Source organism: Nesterenkonia sp. F, assembly GCF_000220985.1.
In the GTDB taxonomy this organism is placed as follows: Bacteria; Actinomycetota; Actinomycetes; order Actinomycetales; family Micrococcaceae; genus Nesterenkonia.
Map to the genome: position 1 here is coordinate 1 of NZ_AFRW01000079.1, position 24,082 is coordinate 24,082.

Consider the following 24,082-nt stretch of genomic DNA (forward strand, 5'->3'; position numbering starts at 1 on the left):
CCGAGCACAGGATCAGGCACAGACCGATGGCGACGCGGCCGTTGTCCTCATGCTCCTGCGGGTGGCGGATGTAGCGCACGGCGGTGATGAACAGGATGACCGGCAGCACTGCGGCCGACCAGCCGAAGGTCCCGGCCACACCGCGATGGACGATCTCCACCGACCAGTGGTCGAGCTCGCGGGCTCCCCACCATTCGACGACGGCGGTGACCGCGGCCAGGAGGAGGAACACCAGGGCCGCGCCGTCGCGCCGGTCCTCGGGCTCGATGCGCACCTGACGTCCCAGGCCGCGGATCGCCGAGGCCGTGGGGGTCGCGAAGGCCATCCAGAGTCCGCGCAGAGCGGCGGCCAGCAGGTTGCCGCGCGGCGGCTCCTGCTGGGCCTTGGTGTTCTTCTTCGTCGACGTCGCGCGGCTTCCCGCACCCTTGGTGGTCTTCTTCTTGCCCGAGGTGCTGGCGGCGCGCGCGGGGGAAGTACGTGTCGCCATACCAGCCAACCTACCTCCACACGCGGAAGAACGCGCGCAGGGCCACACCTTCGGGGCGAATCGACGGCCCCGGAGGGCCGGCGCCGCGGTCGCGCGAGCAGGCGGACCGACGGCGGTCGGGCACCTCGGGCGCCCGACCGGAGAGGAGCCGGCGAGCGGATCAGGTCTCGACGACCACCGGCACGATCATCGGCTTGCGACGCAGCTTGCGGCTGACCCAGGAGCCGATGGTCCGCCGCACGATCTGCTGCAGCTGGTGGGTGGTGTGCTCCTTGGTGTCCTGGATGGCCTCGGTGAGGGCCTTGGCGATCTTCGGCTTGATGTCCTTGAAGACCTGGTCCTCCTCGGCCACGCCGCGGGCGTGGATGTCCGGGCCGGAGACGATCTGGCCGGTCTGGCGGTTGACCACCGTGACCACCGAGATGAAGCCCTCCTCGCCGAGCACGCGACGGTTCTTCAGGTCGGTCTCGGAGATCTCGCCGACCGAGGAGCCGTCGACATAGACGTAGCCGCACTCGATCTGGCCGGTCACCCGGGCGACGCCGTCGCGCAGGTCGACCACCGAGCCGTCCTCGCAGAGCAGCACGCGCTCCGGGTCGACGCCGGTCTCCTCGGCCAGCTTGCCGTTGGCGATCAGGTGCCGGGTCTCGCCGTGGACCGGCATCACGTTGTTCGGCCGGATGATGTTGTAGCAGTAGAGCAGCTCGCCGGCGGAGGCGTGTCCGGAGACGTGGACCTTGGCGGTGCCCTTGTGCACGACGTCGGCTCCGAGCTTCAGCAGACCGTTGATGACGCGGAAGACGGCGTTCTCGTTGCCAGGGATCATCGAGGAGGCGAGGATGACGGTGTCGCCGTCGCCGACCTGGATCTGGTGGTCGCCGTTGGCCATCCGGGACAGCGCGGCCATCGGCTCGCCCTGCGAGCCGGTGGACATCAGCACCACTTCATTGTCGGGGTAGTCGTCGACCTTCTTGATGTCGACAAGGATGCCCTCGGGCACGCTCAGGTAGCCCAGCTTCGCCGCGATGGACATGTTGCGCACCATCGATCGGCCCACGAAGGCGACCCGGCGGCCGTGCTTCTCGGCGGCGTCGAGGACCTGCTGGACGCGGTGGATGTGCGAGGAGAAGGAGGCCACGATGATCCGTCGCGTGGAGTTCGCGAAGTACTGGTCGATCGTCGGGCCGATCTCCTTCTCCGGCGTGGTGAAGCCCGGCACGTCGGCGTTGGTGGAGTCGGTCATGAACAGGTCCACGCCCTCCTCGCCGAGCTTGGCGAAGTGGCGCAGATCCGTGATCCGGCCGTCGAGCGGCAGCTGGTCCATCTTGAAGTCGCCGGTGTGCAGCACGCTGCCGGCCTCGGTGCGGATGTGCACCGCCAGCGCGTCCGGGATGGAGTGGTTGACCGCGACGAACTCGCATTCGAAGGGCGCGAGCTCCTCGATGTCGCCCTCCTTCACCGCCAGGGTGTAGGGCTTGATCTTGTGCTCGGCGAGCTTGGCCTCGACCAGCGCCAGCGTCAGCGTCGAGCCGATCAGCGGGATGTCGGGCTTGCGGCGCAGCAGGTAGGGCACCGCGCCGATGTGGTCCTCGTGCCCGTGGGTGAGCACCAGGCCGACGACGTCGTCGAGCCGGTCCTCGATGTAGCTGAAGTCCGGCAGGATCAGGTCGACGCCGGGCTGCTCCTCCTCCGGGAAGAGGACGCCGCAGTCGACGATGAGGATCTTGCCGTCGAGCTCGAACACCGCCATGTTGCGCCCGACCTCTCCCAGACCGCCGAGGGCCACGATGCGCATCGTGCCGTTCTTCAGCTTCGGCGGGGTCATCAGGCGCTGTGCAGCCAAGGGATAGTCCTCCTGTGTGGGGGTGTCATGCGATGCAGATCGTGCTTGTCTCAACCGTACTCGGTGCGTCGGGCGATCACCTAGACGATCGGAGCGGTGCGGGAGCGGCCACGACGCCACGTCGTCGGCCCCGCGTCCGCGAGCGTTCAGAGATCCCAGCCGGCCTCGCGGAGATCGGCGAGGATGAGCTCCTGCTCGGCGGCGTTGGCCCGCACCAGCGGCAGACGCACGTCGGTGCGGATGGGGAAGCTCAGCCAGTCCAGGACCAGCTTGGAGGAGACCGCGCCCTGCACGCGGGTCATCAGGGCGCGGATCACCGGGCCGAGCTCGCCGTGGACGATGCGGGCCTCCTTGAGGTCGTAGTCCAGCACCGCGTCGATCATCCGGCGGAAGTGCGGAGCGGCGACGTGGGAGGTGACCGAGACGACGCCCGCCGCGCCCATGGACATCCAGGCCAGGACGTTCTGGTCGTCGCCGGAGTAGACCTCCAGCTCGGTCTTGGTCAGCACCTCGGTGGTGGCGGTGATGTCGTTCTTGGCATCCTTCAGCGCCATGATCTTCGGGTGCTCGGCCAGCTGGAGCAGCGTGTCGGTGGCGATCGGGATGCCGGTCCGCCCCGGAATGTCATAGATCATCAGCGGCAGGTCCACCGCGTCGGCGACTGCGGTGTAGTGGGCCAGCACGCCGTCCTGGCTGGGCTTGTTGTAGTAGGGAGTGACCACCAGCTGGCCGTCGGCGCCGGCGCGCTCGGCGCGGCGGGCCATCTCCAGATCGTGGGAGGTGTGGTTCGTCGAGGTGCCGGCGATGATCTTCGCGCGGTCGCCGACGGCGGACTTCGCCGCGCGGACCAGCCCCTCCTTCTCGTGGTCCTCCAGCGTGGAGGTCTCACCGGTGGTGCCGGAGACGACCAGCGAGTCGTTGCCCTCGTCGACCAGCTTCTCGGCGAGCGCCTCGAAGGCCTCGTAGTCGACCCGGTCGTCCTCGGTGAACGGGGTGACCATCGCCGTGATCAGATGCCCGAAGTGCGGGTCGGTCTGGTCGGGGTGCTGGACCTCCCCCTCGGTGAGGTGCAGGTCGAACTCGTGTGTCAGCTCGGTGTCGCTCGCCATGGGCAGTAGCCTACCGCCCATGGACCCCGAGAGCACCGCCGCTTCCGCCTCGCGTCGCGGATCCGCACGCACGCGACCGACCGGCTCGGGGCGCCCCCGGCTGCGCGGCGTCGACGCCGCCCGCGGCCTGGCGCTGGTGGGCATGATGTCGGTGCACATCATCGACACGGTGGACTCCGGCGGGCAGGATCCCACCTGGGCAGGATGGCTGTTCACCGGACGGCCGTCGGCGCTCTTCGCGCTGCTGGCCGGCGTCGGACTGGTGCTGCTGGCCGGCGGACCGCGGCGACCGACGACGGCGGGCGCGCAGTGGGTGCGTTCAGTGGTGGCGGTGCGCGCCGGGCTTATCCTGCTCATCGGTCTGGCCTGCGGGTCGTTGGACGCCGGTGTGGCCGTGATCCTGGTGCACTACGGCGTGCTGTTCCTGCTGGCCCTGCCCTTCGTCCGGATGGGCGCGCGGGGACTGGGCGTGATCGCCGTCGGCTGGGTGGTGCTCGGACCGGTGGTCTATCGCGGCGTGTACCTCGGACTCTCCGGCGAGCTCGTCGACTTCGCGACGTCCTGGCGGCTGTGGCACTCCCCCGGCCTCGCGGATCTGGCCCAGCCGGAGCTGCTGGCGATGGATCTGGCGGTGACGGGCTACTACCCGCTGCTGATCTGGCCGGCTTACTTCTTCACCGGCATGGCGATCGCCCGTCTGGACCTCTCGCGCCGCACAGTCGCGGCCGCACTGACCGGCGTCGGCGCCGCCCTGGCGGCGGTGACCTACCTGATCGGCCGACTGACACTGGCGACGACGTCGATCGCCGCCGACGTCGCCGGCCCGTCCGGCGCGGGGGCCGCCCGGGCGGAACTGCTGACCGGCACGCTGCTGCCGATCATCGAGGACCCGCGCTGGTTCCTGCTGGCGACGCCGCATTCGGGGGCGACCGTGGATCTGCTGCACACCATCGGCTGCGCACTGCTGGTCCTGGGACTGTGCCTGCTGGCCGCGCCGGCGCTGCGCTGGCCGCTGGCGCCGCTGATCGGGGCTGGAGCGATGCCGCTGACGCTCTACGTGGGGCATCTGGTGGTGCTGCAGGACTGGCGTGCCGAGGACGGTCTGCTCACCGGGGCCTCTCCCGAGGCGATGTATCTGGGCCTGGTGATCGCGGTGCTGGCGGCCGGGCTGGTCAAGGAGCTGCTGAGCCGACGCGGGCCGCTGGAGTCGGCGATCCGCGCGGCCGGCGTGGCGGCGGCCGGGAAGCGGCCGGTCGAGCGCGGGTGAGGGCGTGCGTATCTGACCGGCCGACAGAGTAGCCCTGCACCCCGCCGTTCCCGTTGAGTTGGGAGGGAAACGAATCCGCCTCGTCCTGCTCCCTGCGCCCCGTCCAGTTGGAGAAGGCGAACGAAACACCCCGGGGCCGACCGCCGTGACGCACGACTGCTCCGCGCTGACCAGCCGTTTCCACAGCTCCACCATGGTCAGGTTGCAGTGTGGGCCACGCCATCTACACTGCTGACCCAGGCCGACGCTCTGCACTGCCGCGCACGTCGGCGACGACGACCTGCCGCCGACTGGATGGACACCTGTGCTCGCCGAATGCCGATCCCCCAATACCAACGTCCATACACATGGATCCGACCGCCCCCGAATCCTGTCGCTGGCCGGACTCACTCTCGCGGCGTCACTCGTCTTGACGGCATGTGGCGGGGACGCCGAAGAACCGGCCGGCGGCGATCCTACGGCCGCTGACGTGGCATCCGTTGACAAGTCGACCGACACATCCGGGGAGAATTCGCCGTCAGATGGACCCTCGACGAGCGAAGCCTCGGAAGAGACAGCCGAGACCTCGGAGAGCAGCGACGGCGAGTACGTTCCCGCGTCCGTCGACGGTCCGGCGAAGAACGTGCCTAAGCCTGAAGTGCCTGAAGGGATGACAGAGCAGACAGAGGAGGGAGTCAAGGCAGCGGTCGACTACTTCTGGCAAGCTATTTGGTACCTCAGCGTCACCGGAGACCCCTCAAACCTCAATAAGGTTGTCACAGACTCCTGCACATATTGCCAGGAAGAGGTCAACTACTTCACGACCATCTACCGCGAGGGGTCTTGGTACGTCACCACTCCCAGCACCGTCACAGATAGTTCGGCATCCCTCAGTGGTTCTTCTTCGGCAAATGCTTGGGTATCGCTGGATGCTCCTGCCACAACTATGTACTACTCTGATGGGTCGAAAGCTGGCTCTTCCTCCGGGACCAACGGCGCGGGATGGGAGATCCAGCTGAAGTTCGCTGACGGTCACTGGGTTATCGCAGAAGCCACGATTATCGGCGGCTCCGGCGCTCGCTCCAAGGACGGAGCAAGCGGATGAACAGAGGTAGGCACAACTTTGCCGCTCACACTCTCGGCTTCATCTTGCCGATGATCGTGGCGTCCATCGCGGGGCTCCCTGCTTCCGCCCATCCAGATCCTGCCCGAATCACCCTGGCTTCGCAGAGTGATAAGTCCGAATCACGGACAGGGTTCAGAGGCGACAACAACCAACGCGGATACGTTGTGTACGGGCACCGCCCCGATCGCTCAGAAGGATCGAGCGACCCTGGAGAATCAGACCCTTCAAGCGCGAACGAAGACCAGGATCGCACTGGTGGGGAGGCTTCAGAAGGAGATGACCCTCGGAAAAAACAATCCGATCCCCTAAAAATCTATATCGGAGATCCGATACTAGCGGAAAAGGGACAAGCCCCTGAGAACCTCTGTCGAGTTTCGCCAAATAGTGAGGAAATGGATCCTGGGTGCGCGCGAATTATGCGCACGACATGCGGCACAAGCGCCACAGTGTTCTCCTACGAACTTGGAAATGGCACAAGCACGGCCCGTTGCGTGAGCGAGGGCGACATCGAGCAGGCCATCCACGATCTGCAAGGCCAGGAAGAAGAGTCGCTGCCCGCTGCCGCATATAGAGCCTTCACGGACCTCACTCTCGAACCCGCGGTGGTGAAATTCGAGCCTGACCTGCTCGGGTTCGGATACGAGGGCCGAGACACGAACATGTATGCCGACGTTGACACGCAGACGGTCTCTCAGGAACTGCTGGGGGAGACCGTGGAACTTCGCGCCGCGCCGCAGGAGTTCCACTGGGACTATGGCGATGGGGCCACTCGTACGACCTACGAACCTGGCGAACCGCTCCCCGACTACGACGGAACCGGCCAGAAGATCGTCAAGACGGACTTCGAGACGGTGACCTCGCACGTCTACGAGGAGACCGGAATCTACCCGGTGACCGTCGAGACGGTCTACACCGGACAGTTCCGCGTGGGAGACGGGGGATGGCGCGACATCCCCGGCACGGTCGCGGTGGAATCCTCACCCGGTGAAGCCGACATCTGGACGCAGAACAGCCGCTGGGTCTCGGGAGCGTGCGAATCGACCGAGCAGTGGGGGTGCAACGGTCCCATCGAGTTCGACCCAGCCACCGATCGGCCGCCGAAGATCTATCAGGACCAGTACGACGAGAACGGCCGCTGGCTGGGCCCGGTCGAGTGATCGAGCCGACCGCCTGCTCTGAATCGTGAGCCGATTCAGAGCAGGTCGAAAGCCTTGTGCAGCCCTTCGTAGTGCACACGGCGCGCGACGACTGTGTCAGCGACGTGGTGGTCGAAGGCTCCGGTCCTGAACTGGTCGACCAACGTGATCGGCTCCGCCGCCCGCGCGGGATGGGGCGATGCCGCCAGCTCTTCGTCGAGGTCGAAGTACCGCAGGCCGAGCTCCTCGGCCAGCTCAGCGATCCCTGCTTTGAATGCCAGAGGCATCGCATTCTGCTCGTCCTCGGCCAGTACGTGCGGCCGCACCATGGGGACGACTTCCTTCCACGTCATGTCCCTGCGCTCGGTCACGATCCGTGACACGTACCGGAGGGTCTGCTGAAGGTCCAATATCTCACGCCGACAACGAAGTTCGCTTCGACTTCCGCACTGCCTTCAGCCGCCGCTTGAACTCGCGATCGGCCTTACGCCGCTCACGCACCCACTTCGGCGTCAGGAACGGCGGCATCGGAACTCCCAGGGTGGCGATGCAACCGATGAACAGCAGCAACGTGGCTGGAACGGCCAATCCATATGCGAGCCAATCCGGCCAGGGCATACCCATCGCTTCGAAGGAGGTGACTCCGCACGAGACGCCGGCGAAGAAGAAGAACGCCGGGAAGCAGTACAAATACAAGTACTCGCTGAACGTCCCATACCACCGCGCATCGTCGATGATCCGTGGATAGATGACGAACCACGCGGACAGCGGGAAGAACACGACCATGCCGATCAGTTTGAGAATTATCTCCAGCACACTTCCTCCTGCATCAGTTCGTTCATCTTCCCGGGTCTCCTCTGACTGTCAGAACAGTGACGTGACACTGTCCCAGGCCTTCTCCGCTCCATCAGACACGGCATCGGCAGCGTCTCCGGTGAAGTCTTTGAGCCCCTCTCCAAGGTCCTTACCTGCGGCGCTCCCCGCGATGCCTCCGATAAGGCCACCAGCGACGGCACCGATCGCCGTCCCCGGGCCGGGGAAGAACGACCCGATCGCCGCGCCTGCTGCGGCGCCGGCCTTCGCTCCGGCCCAACCACCGGCCATGGCAGAGAACCCGACGGTCCCGGCACGCGCGCCCTTCTCTTCCCACTCCATCCCTGGATGCGCCGCGGAATCTTCATTCCACTGTCCCACAGCACCTGTGGCGAAGCTCAGCACACCGCCGCCACCGGCCGCCCCCTTCGCGATCTTGCTCGCGACGTTGAACCGCCCGGACATCCCCGGCTTCGCCACGCGGTTCTGCTCCGACAGGGACGCGAAGAACCGTCCCCGCAGAGCCGAGGCCGTATCCTTGACTCCACGGGGCCGGCGGAATGGGTTCCGAGCATCGTCGGCGGCCAGGCGCCGGTCGGGAGAGGTCACCGAGGAGGCGTCCCACCCGGTCACCGCGGCCACCGCCCGACGGCTCCGGTCGCCCATCGCCGCCACGTCACGCAGCTTCGCAGGAGCCCACGCCTGCCGTGGCCGCATGGTCGACGCGCTCTTCGCCACCGCATCGGCCGTCGTGCCGACTGCGGACACGCCCTTCTGCACACCGAACGACACTGCATCGGCCGCCGACGCGCCGAACGCGCTACCCGTCGTCTGCGCGAGACGGCCCACCCGCTCCTGCAGAGTCGGCCCCGACGTCACGACGTCGTCGGCCTCGGCAGCCTCCGGCACCTGATGCCGACTCCCCCGAGCCGCCGAGACCGACGTCGTGATCGCCCCCAGCGCCGCGGCACACCGATTCTGCGCAGCATCCTTCTCTTCCGCGAGGAGCCGGCACTGCTGCTGCAGCTCGGTGATCTGCAGGTGGTGCGCCTCCCCGTCGTCCACGGCCGCGCCATCAGCACCCATCGTCCGGACGTCCTCGATGTCGGCCAGCAGCGCACGCCGGCGCCGGTGCAGGTCGCGCAGCTCAGCGGCATAGATCCGGACGGCGGACTCCGCCTCGTCCCCGGCTCGGGCCAGCTCTCCCGCCTTCTCGGCGGCCGGATCCAGTGCTGTCAGCAGCTCCCCGGTCTCCGGAGCCCGGTACGAGCTCTCCAACCTGCCCCAGGCGCTGACCGCCTCGCCCACCGTGCGTTCGACGTCGACGGTCGCAGTCGCCAGCGCCGTCGCCGATGTCTCGACGGTGTCGGGATCGTCCAGCTCCACCACGGTGAACAGTTCCTGGGACGTCGCCACGCTCATCGCCGCTCCCCTCCTCGGCCGCCTGCTCGACAATCTCCCGGGCGGTCGCTCGCCACATGTCCTGCCGGAAGCCTACGCAGATCCGCCCGGTCTCTGCAGACGTTCTCCACAAGCACCGCGAGCGGCACCGCGACCGATACCCTGGATCCATGAGTGATGCCGAAATTCGAGTCGCCGTGCTGGGCGCCCGCGGGCGCATGGGATCCGAGGCCGTGCAGGCCGTGACCGACGCCGAGGACATGCAGCTGGTGGCCGAGCTCGGCCGCGGCGATGCACGACAGACCGTCGTCGACGCCGGGGCGACCCACATCGTCGACCTCAGCGTCCCCGACGCCACCGAGGACAACGTCCGCTTCGCCGTCGAGCACGGGATCCACGCCGTCGTCGGCGCTACCGGCTGGGATGACGAGAAGCTCGCCCGGCTGCAGGCGCTGCTGGCCGAGCACCCGGAGGCCGGGGTGCTCATCGCTCCGAACTTCGCCCTCGGATCCGTGCTGGCCACCGCCTTCGCCGCCAAGGCGGCCCAGTACTTCGAGTCCGCCGAAGTCGTCGAGCTGCACCACCCGAACAAGGTGGACGCTCCCTCGGGCACCGCCGCGCGCACCGCCCAGCTGATGGGCCGCGCCCGGCGCGAGGCCGGCGTCGCCCCCAGCCCGGACGCCACGCAGAAGGACCCCGACGGCGCCCGCGGCGCCGTCGTCGAGGACATCCACGTCCACGCCGTGCGACTGCGCGGACTGGTCGCCCACCAGGAGGTGCTGCTGGGCTCGGCCGGCGAGCAGCTGACCATCCGCCACGACTCCTTCGACCGCACCTCCTTCATGCCCGGCGTGCTGCTGGGTCTGCGCACCGCCGCCTCCCGGCCGGGGCTGACCCACGGGCTGGACGGCTACCTGGACCTGGGGCTCTGAGCCGGTGCGCGGCAAACTCTTCGCCGGCGCCGTCGTCGCGCTGCTGCTGATCTTCCTCTCCGGCGCGGCGATCAGCGGGATCCGCTTCCTCACCGTCGACGACCTCGTCGCCCGACTGATCGGCGTCGGCACTCTGCTGCTGGTCGCCGTCGGCGTCTGGGTGCTGGTCCGCGAGCTGTGGTTCGGTTACCGCTCCGAGCAGCTGGGCCGCGAGCTCGACGCCGAAGGCGGGCTGCCCGAAGACACCGTCGACCGGTCCCCCGGCGGCCGCCCGGACCGCGAGCAGGCCGATGCCCAGTTCGCCCGGATCGCCGCCGAGACCGAGGAGAACCCCGACGACTGGCGCAGCTGGTTCCGGCTGTCGATCGGCTACGACGTCGCCTCCGACCGCAGTCGTGCACGCAAGACCATGCGCCGAGCGATAAGGATGCACAGCGCCGAGCGCCGCGCCGCGCGACGCGGCTGAGACCCGGCGGCTGGGAGGCGGTCCGGCGAGAGACCTGCTCAACGTCCGGCGGCGTAGCCCTGCGCCCCGCGCGGATTCGCCGCCGCGCCGAGCCGCCCGGTCGCCGGATCCCGCGTCACGCAGGACAGCCGGCCCAGCGCCCAGTCGCCGGCGCGGGTGATCCGGTGGCCGCGGGCGGTCAGTCCGGCGATGACCTCCTCGCCGAGTCGGTCCTCCACCACGGCCCCGCCGGGCTCCCAGGTGCGCGGGAAGAACGATCCGGGCATCGAGGTGGTGTGCAGCGTCGGCGCATCGATGGCCTGCTGCGGGGTGTGCCCGCCGACCAGCACGCGCAGCAGCATCGGCAGCTGCCACTGCTCCTGCTGATCACCTCCGGGAGTGCCCAGAGCCATGACCGGCTCGCCGTCCCGCAGCACCAGCGTCGGCGTCAGAGTGGTCCGCGGCCGACGTCCTGGGCGCAGCGCCGACGGCGAGGCCTCGTCCAGCCAGGTCATCTGCAGCCGGGTGCCCAAGCAGAAGCCCAGCCCCGGGATCGTCGGCGACGACTGCAGCCAGCCGCCCGAGGGCGTCGCGGAGATCATGGTGCCCCAGCGGTCGACGACGTCGAGGTGGCAGGTGTCCCCGCGGGGCTCGCCATCCCCGCGCACAGTCGGCTCGCCGGTCCCCGCGGCCGCGGCGTCGCCGTCAGAACCGGGCTCGTCCAGCGGCGGCGTCGCCGGCTCGACGCCGTCGACGACGCCGGGGCGGAAGGCGTGCGAGGCGGCCTCGGCGAGCTGCGCGCGGCGTGCGGCGGCGTACTCCTCCGAGAGCAGCACCTCCATCCGCCGGGCGGCCTCGGCCGGCTCGAGATCGCCGTAATAGGCGTCGCGGTCGGCCATCGCCAGCTTCAGCGCCTCCAGGATGAGATGCGCGCCGCGCTCGGTGCCGGGGTCGAGCTCGGCGTCGTCGAAGCCGGCGAGGATCATCAGCGCCTGCAGCAGCACCGGCCCCTGGCCCCAGGGGCCGATCTTGGCGATCGTGTGCCCGCGGAAGGTGATGGTCACCGGGTCCTCGACGCCGGCGGCCGGGGAGGCGAAGTCCTCCGCCCTGATCACTCCGGCATGGTCCCGCCCATCGGAGTGCCGATGCGGCACGGCCAGGAACTCGGTCGCGAGCCGCGCGACGTCGCCGGTGCGCCACTCATGCCGGGCCGCCTCGATGGCCGCCTCCCGGCTCGCGGCCCCCTCGCCGGCGGCGACCAGCGACCGCAGCACCCCGGCGTAGTCCGGGTTGGTCATCAGCGAGCCGGTCGCAGGGACCTGGCCGTCGGGCATCCACTGCGCGGCCGAGCTCGGCCAGTGCTCGCGGAAGAGCTCGGCGACGCCGCCGATGGTCGCCGCGATCGACGGCAGCACCGGCACGCCGGATTCGGCGTGGTGGATCGCGGCCTCCAGGACGTAGGCCAGCGGCCAGGTGCCGTGCTCGGCCAGCAGCAGCAACCAGGCGTCGACGGCGGCCGGCACCGCGGCGGCCAGTCCTCCGGCGCCGGGGACGCGCTGAAGTCCGAGTCGGCGGTACGCCTCGACCGAGGCTCCCTGCGGCGCTGCCCCCTGCCCCATGAGCACCTGCGGCTCCCCCGGCGCGTCAGCCGTGGCGAAGATAGCAGTCATGTCGCCGCCGGGACCGTTGAGGTGGGGCTCGGCCACGTGCAGGACGAAGGCCCCGGCGACGGCGGCGTCGACGGCGTTGCCGCCGCGCTCGAGCACCGACTGGGCGGCGCCGGTGGCCAGCCAGTGGGTCGAGGCGCTCATGCCGACGTCGCCGGTGAGCGTCGGCCGGGTAGTGACGTCCTCAGCGTGGGTGAACACGGGGCTCAGGGGATGCTCCTCTCCTCGGGGACGACGACGCTCAGCCGATGCCGACCCATTCGCGGGTGCCGTCGGCGAAGAACTGCTCCTTCCAGATCGGCACCTCGGCCTTGATGCGCTCGACGAGCGCGGCGCAGGCGGCGAAGGCCTCCTGCCGGTGCGCCGCCGCGGCGGCGGCGACCAGCGCGTGATCGCCGATCACCAGCGGGCCGGTCCGGTGGGCGGCCCAGAGCCGCACTCCCGGATGGTCCTCGGCCACGGCGCGGGCCGTCTCGGCCAGCATCCGCTCGGCGTCGGGATGGGCGGTGTAGCTCAGTCGCTCGACCGCCGTGCCGCCGTCGTGATCGCGGACGATCCCGGCGAAGTCGACCACCGCCCCCGCGGTGCTCGCCCAGACCTCGGCGTGGGCGGCGGCCACATCCAGCGGCTCGGCGGAGAGCCGGGCGTGGACCACCCGTTCGCCGGCGGGCGCCTCGGCCGCGTCCTGCGGTCTCCCGTCGCGGGTCAGCGGCGCCGACGCCTCGGCCCGGCCAGCATCCTGGACGCTCGACTCAGGCATCGTCGACGCTCCCCCATTCGTGCGAGGGCCGCAGGTCGGCGACCTGATCGCAGAGATGCGGCAGGATCTCCTCGAGCACCTCCATGCCCTCGCGCACGGCCTTCGGCGACCCGGGCAGGTTGATGATCACCGTGCCGCCCTCGGCGACGCCGGCCACTCCGCGGGAGAGCACCGCCAGCGGGCTCCGCTCCCGGCCGTGGGCGCGCAGCGCCTCCATGACGCCGGGGATCTCCTTGTCCAGCAGCGGCAGCGTGTACTCCGGGGTGAGATCGTCGGGCGTCATGCCCGTGCCGCCGGAGGTGATGATCACATTCGGCGAGATCTGGACGACCAGCTCGGAGAGCGCGGCCAGCACGCCCTCGCCGTCGGGGATGATCACCGGCGGACGGCAGGCGAAGCCGATGCGCTCGGCGGCCTCGGCGATCACCGGCGCGCTCTGGTCGGCGCGCCGGCCGTGGGCCGCGCGCGTGGAGACGATCACCGGGGCGATCACCCGGTCTCGCCACGGATGGTCGCCGCCCGTCCCGCCGTGATGGTGCGCGTGGTCGTCGGCGCCGTGCTCGGCATGATCATGAGTCTCAGGCATGTCTGCTCCATTCTCCGCTCCGGCCGCCGCTCTTGTGAACGACCCGCTGGTCGGTGATCTCGGCCGCGCGGTCGACGCCCTTGATCATGTCGTAGAGGGTCAGCGCGGCCACCGAGACCGCCGTGAGCGCCTCCATCTCCACTCCGGTGCGCGAGGTGGTCTTCACCTGTGCGGTCAGTCGCACCGCGCCGGGCTGAGGATCGTCGAGGGCGAGGTCGACGGTCACCGAGCTGATGTCCAGGGGATGGCACAGCGGCACGAGCTCGGAGGTCCGCTTGGCGCCCATGATGCCGGCGATCCGAGCGGTGGCCAGGGCGTCGCCCTTGGGCAGTGCGTCATCGGTCAGCATCGCGGTGACCTCGGCGGTGGTGCGCAGCACCGCCTCGGCCTCGGCGATCCGGGAAGTGACATCTTTCTGCGAGACGTCGACCATATGGGCGCTGCCGTCGGCCCGGACATGGGTCAGCCCGGCGTCGCCGGCGGGCTCCGACGCGGCCGCGGCCTCGTGATCTGCAGGGGTCATAGGTGCTCGGTCCTTCCGGCAGGGGGATCGGGTGCGGCGGTCCCCGGCAGCAGCACCGCCTCGCGGACGGTGTCGGCGGGGACCTCGACGTCGTCCTCGGTCAGCTGCAGCAGAGCCTCGGCGCGGGCCAGGTGCCCGAGCAGATGCGATCCCGGCCCGCCGACCAGCTCGACGTCGACGACGCCGGCCCCGTCCGGCGCGCCGGCCAGGCGCACGCGACGGTGCTGGCGCAGGCCCGACGGCGAGCTGCAGCTCTGACGCAGCCGCGCGCGGATCCGGCGCGGAGCCGGGCAGGCCGGGTCGACGGCGGCCAGCGGCTCGCGGAGGAGGGTCTCCAGGCTCACTGCCGTGCTCACCGGGTTGCCGGGCAGGCAGACGACGGCGACGACGCCGGCCTCTCCCCCGGCGGGGCTGTGCTCCCCGGCGACGCTCCGAGTGCCGGGCCCGCCGGAGAGCACGCCCACGCCCTGCGGGCCGCCCGGCTGCTGGGCCACCGGGCCGAAGCGCACGCCGCGGGCGGAGAGCACCTCGCGCACGACCTCGAAGGCGCCCGCGCTGATCCCGCCGGAGGTGACCACCAGCTGCGGGGACGTCGCGGCCAGCTGCGCGTCCAGGGCCGCGGCGAAGCGCGCGACGTCGTCGGTCGAGGCCGCCGCCGTGGTCACGCCGCAGCCGGCCTCGCGCAGCCAGGCGGCGATCAGCGGAGCGTTGGCATCGTGGATCTGCCCAGGAGCGAGCTCCTCGTCGGGGGCGCGCAGCTCATCGCCGGCGGTGAGCACCAGCGCGCGCAGCCGGGCGAAGACCTGGACCCGCGGGGCCCCGCAGGCGGCGGCCAGTCCGAGTCGCGCCGGGGTGAGCACCTGCCCGAGAGTCAGCACCGTCTCTCCGGCGGCGACGTCGTCGCCGGCCCGCCGGATGAAACGGCCGACGGCGACGTCCTGCGGCGTCAGCCCGGTGAAGACGACGTCCTCCCCCGCCGCGGCGCGCAGCTGCTCGGCGCCGGCGAAGGCTCCGGCGGCGGTCTTCTCCACCGGGAGGATGAGGTCCGCGCCCTCCGGGACGACGGCGCCGGTCATGATCGCCCGGCAGGTGCCCGGAGGCAGGGGCCCCGGGGAGGACCCGGCCGGGACCACGCCGTCGCAGGGCAGCCGCGCGACGTCGTCGCCGTCGTGCTCGGCCAGGGCGGCGGCCACGTCCGCGGCGCGCACCGCGTAGCCGTCCATCTGGGAGTCGTCGTGGCCGGGCAGCGGCCCCGGGGCGGTGACCTCGGCGGCGACCACCCGGCCGACCGCCTCGGCCTCGCCGACGGCGACGGCCTCTACCGCCCGCGCCGTCGTCGCGGTCTGCAGCGCCTCGCCGATCAGTGATCGGTGCTCCTCGACGGAGCGTCGGGCGGTGGTCTGGGTCATGCCCGCCAGTCTACTGACGGCCGGATCACCGCCGCATGCCGGGCGCCGGTGCGTCCGAGGCGGCGGGCGCATCGAGGATCAGCGGAGCCTCCCGGCTGGCCGGACATGTCCGCGGGCCGAGACCGGCCGCCCATGTGATGTGGACGAAACGCCGGACTACTACCCTGGAGACATGCAGGAAGCCGACCCCGCGCCGAGCACCTCGGCGCCGCGCGGAGGCTCGGCCCCGGTGTCGCTGGGCATGCCGAGCCTCTCCCGACCTGACGCCTCGGCGGGACTGATGGACACCTTCGGTCGCCGCGCCACCGATCTGCGCATCTCGCTGATCGACAAGTGCAATCTGCGCTGCACCTACTGCATGCCCGCCGAAGGTCTGCCGTGGCTGAAGAAGGAGTCGCTGCTCGGCGTCGAGGAGATCCGTCGACTGGTGCGCATCGGCGTAGAGACCCTGGGCATCCGCGAGCTGCGGCTGACCGGCGGCGAGCCGCTGGTCCGGGTCGACCTGGTCGACATCATCGCCGGCATCCGCGCCGACCACCCGCAACTGCCGATCTCGATGACGACCAACGCGATCGGCCTGGAGAAGAAGGCCGCGGCGCTGGCCGATGCCGGTCTGGACCGGATCAACGTCTCGCTCGACTCGCTGCATCGTGAGACTTTCGCGCAGCTGACCCGCCGGGACTCGCTGGACAAGGTGCTCACCGGTGTCTCTGCCGCCGCGGAGGCCGGGCTGACGCCGCTGAAGATCAATGCGGTGCTGATGCGCGGGATCAACGATCAGGAGGCCCCGCAGCTGCTCGACTGGGCGCTGCGGCAGGGCTTCGAGCTGCGCTTCATCGAGCAGATGCCGCTGGACGGCGACCAGAACTGGCGGCGCGACGGCACCGTCTCCGCCGCCGAGACCCGTGAGCTGCTCTCCGAGCACGTCACGCTGCGGGCCGCCGACGAGGACCGCGACGGCGCCCCGGCCGAACGCTTCGACGTCCTCGACGCCGAAGGAAGCCTCCGCGGCCGGGTCGGCGTCATCGCCTCGGTGACCGAGCCGTTCTGCGCGGACTGCCGGCGCACCCGGATCACCGCCGAGGGGCGGGTGATGAGCTGCCTGTTCTCCGCCGAGGAGGTGGATCTGGCCGATCTGCTCCGCGACCCGGAGGCCGACGACGACGCGGTCGCCCAGCGCTGGGCGGAGGCGATGTGGGCCAAACCGGCCGCCCACGGCACCGACAGGCCGGGCTTCGAGCTCGACAGCTTCCACCGACCCGGCCGGTCGATGTCGGCCATCGGCGGCTGAGCCGGCCCGGATGAGAGTCGAGACGACTGCCAGGACAACGGCCAGGACGACGGCAGGGAGGACAGGAGGACAGGTCCGATGAGCCCGGGGATCACGCTGCGGTTCTTCGCCGCCGCGGCCGAGGCGGCCGGCGTCGAGTCGCTGCGCCTGCCGCTGGAGGACGCGATCAGCCTGCCGGCGCTGCGCGACGAGCTGCCGCGGCTGCTGGCCGAGCGCACCGAGCGCGAGGCGGTCGCCGCGCCGTCGTCGGACGCGCCGTCGCTGGAGACGGTCCTGCCGCGGTGCTCGTTCCTGGTCGACGGCGTCCGGGCCGGGACCACGGAGGGCGCCGGAGCGACCGTGCTGCGCGGCGGCGAGACGGTGGACGTGCTGCCGCCCTTCGCCGGAGGCTGAGCAGGCGCCCCGGCACTCGCGGCGGACCGTGCGGACCTGGGTTGTCCCTGAGGCTCGGCTGCTCAGCCGGCGAGGCCGACGTTCTCCTCCTCCATCGGCACGACGTCCCGGTCGCCGAGAGGCTGCTCCAGCTCGACCACGAGCGAGACCATCCGGCCTTCGGCCGTGCAGGCGTCCAGCGTGTCCTGCAGGACGCCGCGGATGGTGGCCACGCGGACGGTCTGATCGTCCTCATCCACCTCGGCCCGGACGCCGAAGCAGTTCTCATTGCCGCTGACCAGCAGGAACTCCAGCTCGGTGGCCTGCTCCGGGCGTTCGCCCTCCTCGGTGACGGCGCGGTAGTCCTGCCAGCCGATCAGTCGCTCGGAGTTCATCCCGGCGCTGGGCTCGACGATGTGGGTGCGCTCCCAGGGGTCCTGCGGCATCTCCGAGGGATCGACCGACTCGGCGGTGGTCCCGTCGGGGATCGGAGAGTCGGGCTCGCCGGAGGCGTCGGAGGACTGGTCAGTGTCATCCGCGGCGTCGGCCGAGACATCGGCCGGCGCGTCCGTCGAGTCGTCGGCGGTCGCCTCGGACGATCCGGAGGCCGGGCCGGTGGGGTCGGCGTCCTCGGGCGGGTAGGTGCATCCCGCCCCGAGCGTCGCGGCCGTCAGCAACGCCACGGTCAGTGCCCCGAGCCGGTGCCGACGCTGGGGCAGACTCCGCCGTGCGAGGCCGCCGTTCGGTCGTTCCGGTCTCATCGTGTCCTCCTGGTCTGCTCAGCCGCGGCGGGGCAGACTCCGCCGGGGTTCTCTCCATCCTGGGGTCGAGACGACCGGGCGTCCAGTCGCCGCGCCCACCTCAGCCTGCCATACCGGCCGGTGACGCCGCGGACGGCCGTGGCGTCGCTCACGGTCCGACGACGGTCGTCGCCCGCGGCGAGTCGGCGAGTCGGCGCGCCACGCGGGCGACGTCGTCGGCGGTGACGGCCTCGATCTCGGCGAGCGTGTCGGAGATGTCGACGAACTCGCCGCGGACGAGCTCCGCGCGGCCCAGCCGGGACATCCGCGAGGAGGTCTCCTCCATGCCCAGCACCGTCGCGCCGCGCAGCTGGCCCTTCGCCCGGGCGAGTTCCTCGGCGTCGAGCGGCTCGGAGGCGATGCGCTCCAGCTCGGCGCTCATCACCTCGACGACGGTGTCGACCTTGTCCGGCAGGCAGCCGGCGTAGAGGCCGTAGGCGCCGGCGTCGGTGTAGGCCGCGGAGAAGGAGTAGGTCGAGTAGGCCAGCCCGCGCCGCTCGCGGATCTCCTGGAACAGCCGCGAGGACATCCCGCCGCCGAGGGCGGCGTGCATCACCGACAGCGCGAAGCGGTCCTCGTCGGAGGCCGACATTCCGCGGCCGCCGAGGATCACCTGCGTCTGTTCCACGGACTTGCGATGGTGCTCGACGCCGGTGCGCACCGGGATCTGCTCGTGGCCGCCGACGCGGAGCGCGGCCGGGTCGCGGCGGGAGGTCACGTCCCAGGAGGACTCGGCCAGCGCCGCGGAGATCATCCGGCACAGCTCGTCGTGGTCCAGCCCGCCGGCGGCGGTGATCACCAGCTCCTCGGGCCGGTACCAGCGGCGGAAGTGGTCGGCGACGTCGTCGCGGCTCGCCGCCCGGATGTCGTCGACCGTGCCGCCGATGGGCCGGCCGAGCGGGTGACCGTCCATGACCTGCTCGTGGAAGCGCTCCAGGGCGACGTCCATGGGGTCGTCCTCGGCCATCGCCAGCTCCTCGAGGATGACCCCGCGCTCGGTCTCCATCTCCTCGGGGTCCAGCGTCGCGGAGGTGACCATGTCGGTGAGCACGTCGACGGCCATGGGCAGGTCGCTGTCCAGCACGCGGGCGTAGTAGCAGGTGTGCTCCTTGCCGGTCAGCGCGTTGGACTCACCGCCGACGGCGTCGAAGGCCGCGGCGATGTCCAGCGGCGAGCGCTTCGCGGTGCCCTTGAACAGCAGGTGCTCGAGGAAGTGGGTGGAGCCGTGCTGGTGGTCGGCCTCGTCGCGGGAGCCGACGGCGATCCAGAAGCCGAGGGTCACCGAACGCTGGGCGGGCATGGACTCGGTGATGACGCGCACGCCGGAGGGCAGCACGCTGCGGCGCACCGTGGTGCCCTCGTCGGCGTTCAGCACGCCCTGGGTCCGGGGATCGATGGTCACGCGCATAGCTGGCGGCACTCCTGGAGTCGAGGCACTGGGGTCCGGGTCGAGTCGATTCGCCCGGCTCGTCAGCCTACCGTCTCGTCGGACGGCCCGCGCTGGTCGGTGCCGCCGTCGTCACGTGGTCCGGCGCCTCACCAGTCGGGCCCGCTCGCCCTACAGTCGCCCTACAGCTGGAGGGGGGGGGTCATCGACCCAGCACATGCCGCAGCGCCTCCTCCAGCGTCCGGTGCCTGAAGGCGTAACCGAGGCTCTCTGCCGTCGAGGAACTGACGCGCTGATCGGCCAGGGCCAGTTCACGCACTCCTTCGGCGCCCAGCAGAGCACGAGGTCCGACCGTCGGAACGGGCACCGCAGCCGGGCGGTGCAGCACCGCACCCAGGGTGGCGGCGTAACGCCGTGCGGTGACCGGCTCCGGGCCCACGGCGTTGACCGGCCCGGCCGCCTGGTCGGAGAGGGCCAGGTGGACGATGAGGGCCGCGACGTCGTCCAGGCTGATCCAGCTCTGGACCTGGTCGTCGCCGAGTCGACCGCCGACGCCTGCGACGAACAGCGGCGGCATCTGGGCGAGCACTCCCCCGGCGGGAGACTGGACGATGCCCGTGCGGACGGTGGCCACGCGCACCTCCGCCTCCGCGGCCCGACCGGCGGCCTCCTCCCATTCGGCGCAGACCTCCGCGAGGAAGTCCTCGCCGGCGGGGAGGTCCTCGGTGAGGATCTCCTGGTCGTGGGGGCGATCAGCCGCGGAGGCCCCATACCATCCGATCGCCGATCCGCTGATCAGCGCCCGGGCCCGCGGGGTGCGACGCTGTGCCTCGGAGAGCCCGCGGACGATGAGCTGAGTTCCGTCCCTGCGAGATGTCCGGATCCGCCGCTTGTGCTCCGCGGTGAACCGGCCGAACAGCGGGTGGCCGGCCAGGTGGATCACGGCGTCGACGTCGTCGAAGGCGTCCTCCGGCAGTCGGCCGGAGCTCGGGTCCCAGGGGATCCGGCCCGGCCCCTCCGCGTTGCGGTCGACGTCCTCGGGGCTGCGACGCACCAGGCGGCGCACGTCGATGCCGGCGCCGCCGAGCAGGGCGCAGACCTGGGTGCCGATCATCCCGGTGGCGCCGGAGACGGCCACCACCCTCGTCCGCGCCGACTCCCCGGTGCTCGACGTCTCGTCGGACAGCTGGGAGGCCAGTCGTCCGTGCTGGTGGTGGAAGGCCATGTCCGCCAGGGCCTGCCGCTCACGGTGCGCGACGACACGACGCATCTGCTGCGCGATCTGCCGATGGACGAGCCCGAGCACTCCGCGGGGAAGCCGGTGCTCGCCGGGCAGCCGATACGTGATCGTCTCGTCCAGCCGGGTTCCGGCCCCGTCGTCGGAGAGCACCCTGTCATGCCGCCAGGATCGGAGGGGTCCGGAGACCATGATGTCGGAGAAGCCCACGCCCGGACGATGGTCCACGTGGCGCGCCGTCCATCGCGTCCGACCGCTCACCGGCAGCCCGAGCTGGGACTTCAGCAGCCCTGCCGACGCCGCCAGCCCGGTGCCGAGCACCCCGGGCAGGGTGATCTCCAGGACCGACTCGGACCCGTCGACCGGTCCTTCGGGCGGCTCCTGGACCACAGCACCGGCGAACGCCGGGTGCAGCCGCGTCAGCGCGCCGGGACGCGTCAGCCAGTCGAAGACGTCCTCGCGTCGGAACGGCAGGTGGGTGGTGAATTCGAGGCTCGGCATCGGAGCTCCTCACGAGGATGGACGCGGTCGCGCTCCACGCTAGGCGGTCGATGCCGGGAGGGCCAGAGGGCGGCCCCCGATGCGTCGTCACTGTGGCAGAGTGTCCGGGATGACGATTCCTGACACCCACGGCCCCGAGGGGTCTGCGACGCCGCCCCCCGAGGTCTCCGCGACCTTCCGCGCCGAGGCCCAGGAGCGGCTCGCCGCGCTGACCGGCGGGGTGACCTCCTTCCGCGACGGGCAGCTGGAGGCGATCTCCGCACTCGTCGAGCAGCGCCGCCGGGTGCTGGTGGTCCAGCGCACCGGGTGGGGCAAGTCGGCGGTCTACTTCCTCGCCGCCCATCTGCTGCGCGCCCGCGGGCGCGGGGTCAGTCTGATCGTCTCGCCGCTGATCGCCCTGATGCGCGACCAGATCGCCGCCGCCGAGCGCGCCGGGGTCCGCGCGCGAGCGGTGAATTCGGCCAATGCCCATGCCTGGGACGAGGTGCTGGCCGAGCTGGCCGCCGATGAACTCGACGTGCTGCTGATCTCGCCGGAGCGGCTGGCCAACCCTCGCTTCCGCGATGAGGTGCTGCCCGGGCTGCTGTCCCGGCTGGGGATGCTGGTGGTCGACGAGGCGCACTGCATCTCCGACTGGGGCCATGACTTCCGGCCCGACTACCGGCGCATCGGCGAGATCGTCCACGCGTTGCCCGACGAGGTGCCGGTGCTGGCCACCACGGCGACGGCGAACGGCAGGGTGGTCGAGGACGTCGCCGCGCAGCTGGCCCCGGACGGCTCGTCGGGCCCCGAATCGGGCAGCGCATCGGGCAGCGATGACGTGATGATCCTGCGCGGACAGCTCAGCCGCGCCTCGCTGCGGCTGGGCGTGCTGACCCTGCCCGACGCCGCCGCACGCATCGCCTGGCTGTCCCAGCATCTGGGCGCGATGACCGGCAGCGGGATCGTCTATACGCTGACCGTCTCGCAGGCCGAGGACGTCGCCGCCCATCTGCGCGAGCAGGGCCACCAGGTGCTGGCCTACACCGGCCGCACCGACGCCGACGAGCGCGCCGAGCTGGAGCAGAAGCTCAAGGACAACCAGGTCAAGGCGCTCATCGCGACCTCGGCGCTGGGCATGGGCTTCGACAAGCCGGACCTGGGCTTCGTGATCCACCTGGGCGCACCGTCGTCGCCGGTCTCCTACTATCAGCAGATCGGCCGTGCCGGCCGTGCGGTGGACACCGCCGACGTGCTGCTGCTCCCCGGCGCGGAGGATGTGCGCATCTGGGAGCACTTCGCCCAGGCGTCGATGCCGACCCAGGACCGGGCCGACGCCGTGCTGTCAGCACTGTCGACCGAGGAGCCGATGTCTGTGGCGCGGCTGGAGGCGCTGGTCGAGATCCGCCGCTCCCCGCTGGAGCTGCTGCTGAAGGTCCTGGAGGTCGACGGCGCGGCCTCCCGCGTGCGCGGCGGCTGGCTGTCCACCGGACGCGGATGGACCTACGACGCCGACAGATATGACCGCATCCTGGCGCTGCGCCGGGCCGAGCAGCAGGCCATGCTCGACTACGAGGCGCTGCCGGTCGGCCCGGGCCGCCAGGACTCCTGCCGCATGATGGCCCTGGCGCAAGCCCTCGACGACGTCGACGCCGAGCCCTGCGGCCGATGCGACGCCTGCGCCGGCCCGTGGTATCCCACCGGCGTCGACCAGAGCTCGGTCGGCCAGGCGAAGGCCAGCCTGGACGCCGTCGGCGTGGAGATCCCGGCCCGCAAGCAGTGGCCCACCGGACTCGATGCTCTGGGCGTCGGCCTGAAGGGCAAGCTGAGCGCTGACGAGACGGCCGAGGACGGCCGGGTGCTCGCCCGGCTCAGCGACCTGGGCTGGGGCACCTCCGTACGTCAGGCGCTCTCCGGCGAGGACGGCCCCATCAGCCGCGAGCTGGTCCAGGCGGCAGTGCGAGTGCTCGCCGACTGGGACTGGCCGAAGCGTCCGGAGGCCGTCGTCGCCGTGCCCTCGCGCAGCAGGCCTCAGCTGGTGGAGTCGCTGGCCTCGGGCCTGGCCGAGATCGGCCGGCTGCCCTATGCCGGCGCTCTGGAGCTGGTCGGCTCGGGTCCGACGTCGACCCCGGAGTCCAACAGCGCCTTCCGCGTCTCGGGGCTGCTGGGCAGCTTCGCGGTGCCCGATCAGCTCGCCGAGCGGCTTCCCGGCCATTCGGTGCTGCTCGTCGACGACGAGGTCGTCTCGCGCTGGACGCTGACCCTCGCCGCCCGCGAGCTGCGCCGGGCCGGCGCGGAGTCGGTGCTGCCCTTCGCGCTGGGACTGCGCGGCTGAGCGAGCCCGGCGGACCGACAGTCCCGCCGCCTGGCTCGGCCGTCACACCTCGCGCACGGCGACGTCGGCGACCTGCCCGCGACCGAAGGCCCGGAGCGCCAGCTCGCCGGGCGCGCCCTCGACGATCTGCAGCGGATCGCGGCGCCGACCGTGGGTCACCGCGCCGAACCCGGGGCTGACCCAGGTCACCCGGCGGTGCTGCGAGCGCGCGGCGGCCAGGAACAGCGTCTTCGACGCGAAGGACCACAGCCGGGCCTCTACAGCCGGTGCGAGGTCACGCCGGGGCGAGGGTTCTTCAGGCCCGGCCCGCAGCACATCCTCGGCGTGGACGAAGAACTCCAGCGTGTTCATCGCATCGTCGACGACGCCGACGCGGGCCGGCGACCAGCGCGGCGCCCCGGCGGCGAATCGTTCGAGAAGCTCGGTGAAGTCCAGCACGCCCTCGGCCGGCGCCTCGCCGCGGAAGTGTGTGCCGGGCGTCGGAATGCGACGGCGAGCCAGCAGGTCCAGGTGGCCGTCGCGCATGACCAGGTGGGCGGCGAGGTCGTGGGCGTCCCAGCCGGCGCAGAGCGTGGGCGCATACGGGCCCGCCTCGCTCAGGGCTTGCACCAGAGCCTCACGTTCGACGGCGGCGGCGGAGGTCGTGCGAGCGGCGGGCGCCATGGGGGCTCCTCAGAGGTCGGGGCAGGTGTCGGAC

The 24,082-nt window shown here is 71.1% G+C and carries 22 protein-coding genes and 1 pseudogene; 8 read left to right on the top strand and 15 right to left on the bottom strand.

What is annotated here, in order from left to right; genetic code table 11:
- The 3 genes and pseudogenes from GU5_RS14335 to dapA all read right to left on the bottom strand — a co-directional run.
- Positions 1 to 487, bottom strand: a pseudogene (locus GU5_RS14335) (DNA translocase FtsK); the annotation flags it as partial.
- A 160-nt stretch (positions 488 to 647) separates the two neighbouring features.
- Positions 648 to 2,312, bottom strand: coding sequence for a ribonuclease J (locus GU5_RS0106355; RefSeq protein ID WP_033227935.1), 1,665 nt, complete (start codon positions 2,310 to 2,312; stop codon positions 648 to 650).
- A 164-nt stretch (positions 2,313 to 2,476) separates the two neighbouring features.
- Complete coding sequence (gene dapA, locus GU5_RS0106360; RefSeq protein WP_010524745.1) at positions 2,477 to 3,439, bottom strand: 4-hydroxy-tetrahydrodipicolinate synthase; 963 nt, start codon at positions 3,437 to 3,439, stop codon at positions 2,477 to 2,479.
- 19 nt (positions 3,440 to 3,458) lie between these two features.
- On the opposite strand from dapA, the gene GU5_RS14340 reads away from it, so the two are divergent.
- The 3 genes from GU5_RS14340 (at position 3,459) to GU5_RS14345 (ending at position 6,968) form a co-directional block, all read left to right on the top strand.
- Positions 3,459 to 4,706, top strand: coding sequence for a heparan-alpha-glucosaminide N-acetyltransferase domain-containing protein (locus GU5_RS14340; protein ID WP_010524746.1), 1,248 nt, complete (start codon positions 3,459 to 3,461; stop codon positions 4,704 to 4,706).
- Positions 4,707 to 5,175: 469 nt separating this feature from the next.
- Positions 5,176 to 5,790 carry a DUF6318 family protein gene (locus GU5_RS17005; protein WP_139084346.1) on the top strand — a complete coding sequence of 205 codons (615 nt, stop codon included), beginning with the start codon at positions 5,176 to 5,178 and terminating at the stop codon, positions 5,788 to 5,790.
- A 512-nt stretch (positions 5,791 to 6,302) separates the two neighbouring features.
- Positions 6,303 to 6,968 carry a hypothetical protein gene (locus GU5_RS14345; RefSeq protein ID WP_010524748.1) on the top strand — a complete coding sequence of 222 codons (666 nt, stop codon included), beginning with the start codon at positions 6,303 to 6,305 and terminating at the stop codon, positions 6,966 to 6,968.
- Positions 6,969 to 7,003: 35 nt separating this feature from the next.
- Here GU5_RS14345 and GU5_RS0106375 read toward each other — a convergent pair whose 3' ends face one another.
- From GU5_RS0106375 to GU5_RS0106385, 3 genes are read right to left on the bottom strand one after another with little or no spacing between them, the layout of a single operon-like run.
- On the bottom strand, positions 7,004 to 7,330 hold the full coding sequence (locus GU5_RS0106375) for a hypothetical protein (protein ID WP_139084347.1): 327 nt from the start codon (positions 7,328 to 7,330) through the stop codon (positions 7,004 to 7,006).
- 31 nt (positions 7,331 to 7,361) lie between these two features.
- A complete protein-coding gene (locus tag GU5_RS0106380; RefSeq protein ID WP_010524750.1) occupies positions 7,362 to 7,763 on the bottom strand; it encodes a hypothetical protein in 402 nt (133 codons plus the stop codon).
- A gap of 48 nt (positions 7,764 to 7,811) precedes the next feature.
- On the bottom strand, positions 7,812 to 9,182 hold the full coding sequence (locus GU5_RS0106385) for a hypothetical protein (protein ID WP_010524751.1): 1,371 nt from the start codon (positions 9,180 to 9,182) through the stop codon (positions 7,812 to 7,814).
- Between the two features lie 149 nt (positions 9,183 to 9,331).
- Between GU5_RS0106385 and dapB the strand changes: the two genes are divergently transcribed.
- Both dapB and GU5_RS0106395 read left to right on the top strand, forming a co-directional pair.
- Positions 9,332 to 10,093 carry a 4-hydroxy-tetrahydrodipicolinate reductase gene (gene dapB, locus GU5_RS0106390; RefSeq protein ID WP_029514073.1) on the top strand — a complete coding sequence of 254 codons (762 nt, stop codon included), beginning with the start codon at positions 9,332 to 9,334 and terminating at the stop codon, positions 10,091 to 10,093.
- A gap of 4 nt (positions 10,094 to 10,097) precedes the next feature.
- Entirely contained in the window at positions 10,098 to 10,559 is a 462-nt protein-coding gene (locus tag GU5_RS0106395) for a hypothetical protein (protein WP_010524753.1), read from the top strand.
- Positions 10,560 to 10,597: 38 nt separating this feature from the next.
- On the opposite strand, the gene GU5_RS0106400 is transcribed toward GU5_RS0106395, so the two are convergent.
- The 5 genes from GU5_RS0106400 to glp all read right to left on the bottom strand — a co-directional run bounded on the left by GU5_RS0106400 (position 10,598) and on the right by glp (position 15,483).
- Positions 10,598 to 12,349, bottom strand: coding sequence for a gamma-glutamyltransferase family protein (locus GU5_RS0106400; protein ID WP_083830345.1), 1,752 nt, complete (start codon positions 12,347 to 12,349; stop codon positions 10,598 to 10,600).
- A 97-nt stretch (positions 12,350 to 12,446) separates the two neighbouring features.
- On the bottom strand, positions 12,447 to 12,965 hold the full coding sequence (locus tag GU5_RS0106405) for a molybdenum cofactor biosynthesis protein MoaE (RefSeq protein WP_010524755.1): 519 nt from the start codon (positions 12,963 to 12,965) through the stop codon (positions 12,447 to 12,449).
- Positions 12,958 to 13,551, bottom strand: a complete 594-nt coding sequence (locus GU5_RS0106410) for a molybdenum cofactor biosynthesis protein B (RefSeq protein WP_010524756.1) — start codon at positions 13,549 to 13,551, stop codon at positions 12,958 to 12,960. The genes GU5_RS0106405 and GU5_RS0106410 overlap by 8 nt, the downstream gene beginning before the upstream one ends.
- Entirely contained in the window at positions 13,544 to 14,074 is a 531-nt protein-coding gene (gene moaC, locus GU5_RS0106415) for a cyclic pyranopterin monophosphate synthase MoaC (protein WP_010524757.1), read from the bottom strand. The genes GU5_RS0106410 and moaC overlap by 8 nt, the downstream gene beginning before the upstream one ends.
- The gene (gene glp / locus GU5_RS14350; RefSeq protein WP_010524758.1) at positions 14,071 to 15,483 is read right to left on the bottom strand and encodes a gephyrin-like molybdotransferase Glp; all 1,413 of its coding nucleotides are present in this window, start codon (positions 15,481 to 15,483) and stop codon (positions 14,071 to 14,073) included. Before glp ends, moaC begins: the two co-directional genes overlap by 4 nt.
- A 172-nt stretch (positions 15,484 to 15,655) precedes the next feature.
- Between glp and moaA the strand changes: the two genes are divergently transcribed.
- Both moaA and GU5_RS0106430 read left to right on the top strand, forming a co-directional pair.
- Positions 15,656 to 16,774, top strand: coding sequence for a GTP 3',8-cyclase MoaA (moaA, locus tag GU5_RS0106425; protein WP_010524759.1), 1,119 nt, complete (start codon positions 15,656 to 15,658; stop codon positions 16,772 to 16,774).
- A 78-nt stretch (positions 16,775 to 16,852) separates the two neighbouring features.
- The gene (locus GU5_RS0106430) at positions 16,853 to 17,167 is read left to right on the top strand and encodes a MoaD/ThiS family protein (RefSeq protein WP_010524760.1); all 315 of its coding nucleotides are present in this window, start codon (positions 16,853 to 16,855) and stop codon (positions 17,165 to 17,167) included.
- A gap of 62 nt (positions 17,168 to 17,229) precedes the next feature.
- Here GU5_RS0106430 and GU5_RS16285 read toward each other — a convergent pair whose 3' ends face one another.
- The 3 genes from GU5_RS16285 to GU5_RS0106445 all read right to left on the bottom strand — a co-directional run bounded on the left by GU5_RS16285 (position 17,230) and on the right by GU5_RS0106445 (position 21,071).
- On the bottom strand, positions 17,230 to 17,907 hold the full coding sequence (locus GU5_RS16285) for a hypothetical protein (protein ID WP_010524761.1): 678 nt from the start codon (positions 17,905 to 17,907) through the stop codon (positions 17,230 to 17,232).
- 148 nt (positions 17,908 to 18,055) lie between these two features.
- The gene (locus tag GU5_RS0106440) at positions 18,056 to 19,354 is read right to left on the bottom strand and encodes a pitrilysin family protein (protein WP_010524762.1); all 1,299 of its coding nucleotides are present in this window, start codon (positions 19,352 to 19,354) and stop codon (positions 18,056 to 18,058) included.
- A 181-nt stretch (positions 19,355 to 19,535) separates the two neighbouring features.
- On the bottom strand, positions 19,536 to 21,071 hold the full coding sequence (locus GU5_RS0106445; protein WP_010524763.1) for a TIGR01777 family oxidoreductase: 1,536 nt from the start codon (positions 21,069 to 21,071) through the stop codon (positions 19,536 to 19,538).
- Between the two features lie 109 nt (positions 21,072 to 21,180).
- Here GU5_RS0106445 and GU5_RS0106450 point away from each other — a divergent pair, with 109 nt between their 5' ends.
- A complete protein-coding gene (locus GU5_RS0106450) occupies positions 21,181 to 23,385 on the top strand; it encodes a RecQ family ATP-dependent DNA helicase (RefSeq protein ID WP_010524764.1) in 2,205 nt (734 codons plus the stop codon).
- Between the two features lie 42 nt (positions 23,386 to 23,427).
- Here the strand turns inward: GU5_RS0106450 and GU5_RS0106455 are convergent, their stop codons facing one another.
- On the bottom strand, positions 23,428 to 24,048 hold the full coding sequence (locus GU5_RS0106455) for a TIGR03085 family metal-binding protein (RefSeq protein WP_010524765.1): 621 nt from the start codon (positions 24,046 to 24,048) through the stop codon (positions 23,428 to 23,430).
- Positions 24,049 to 24,082 lie beyond the last annotated feature (34 nt).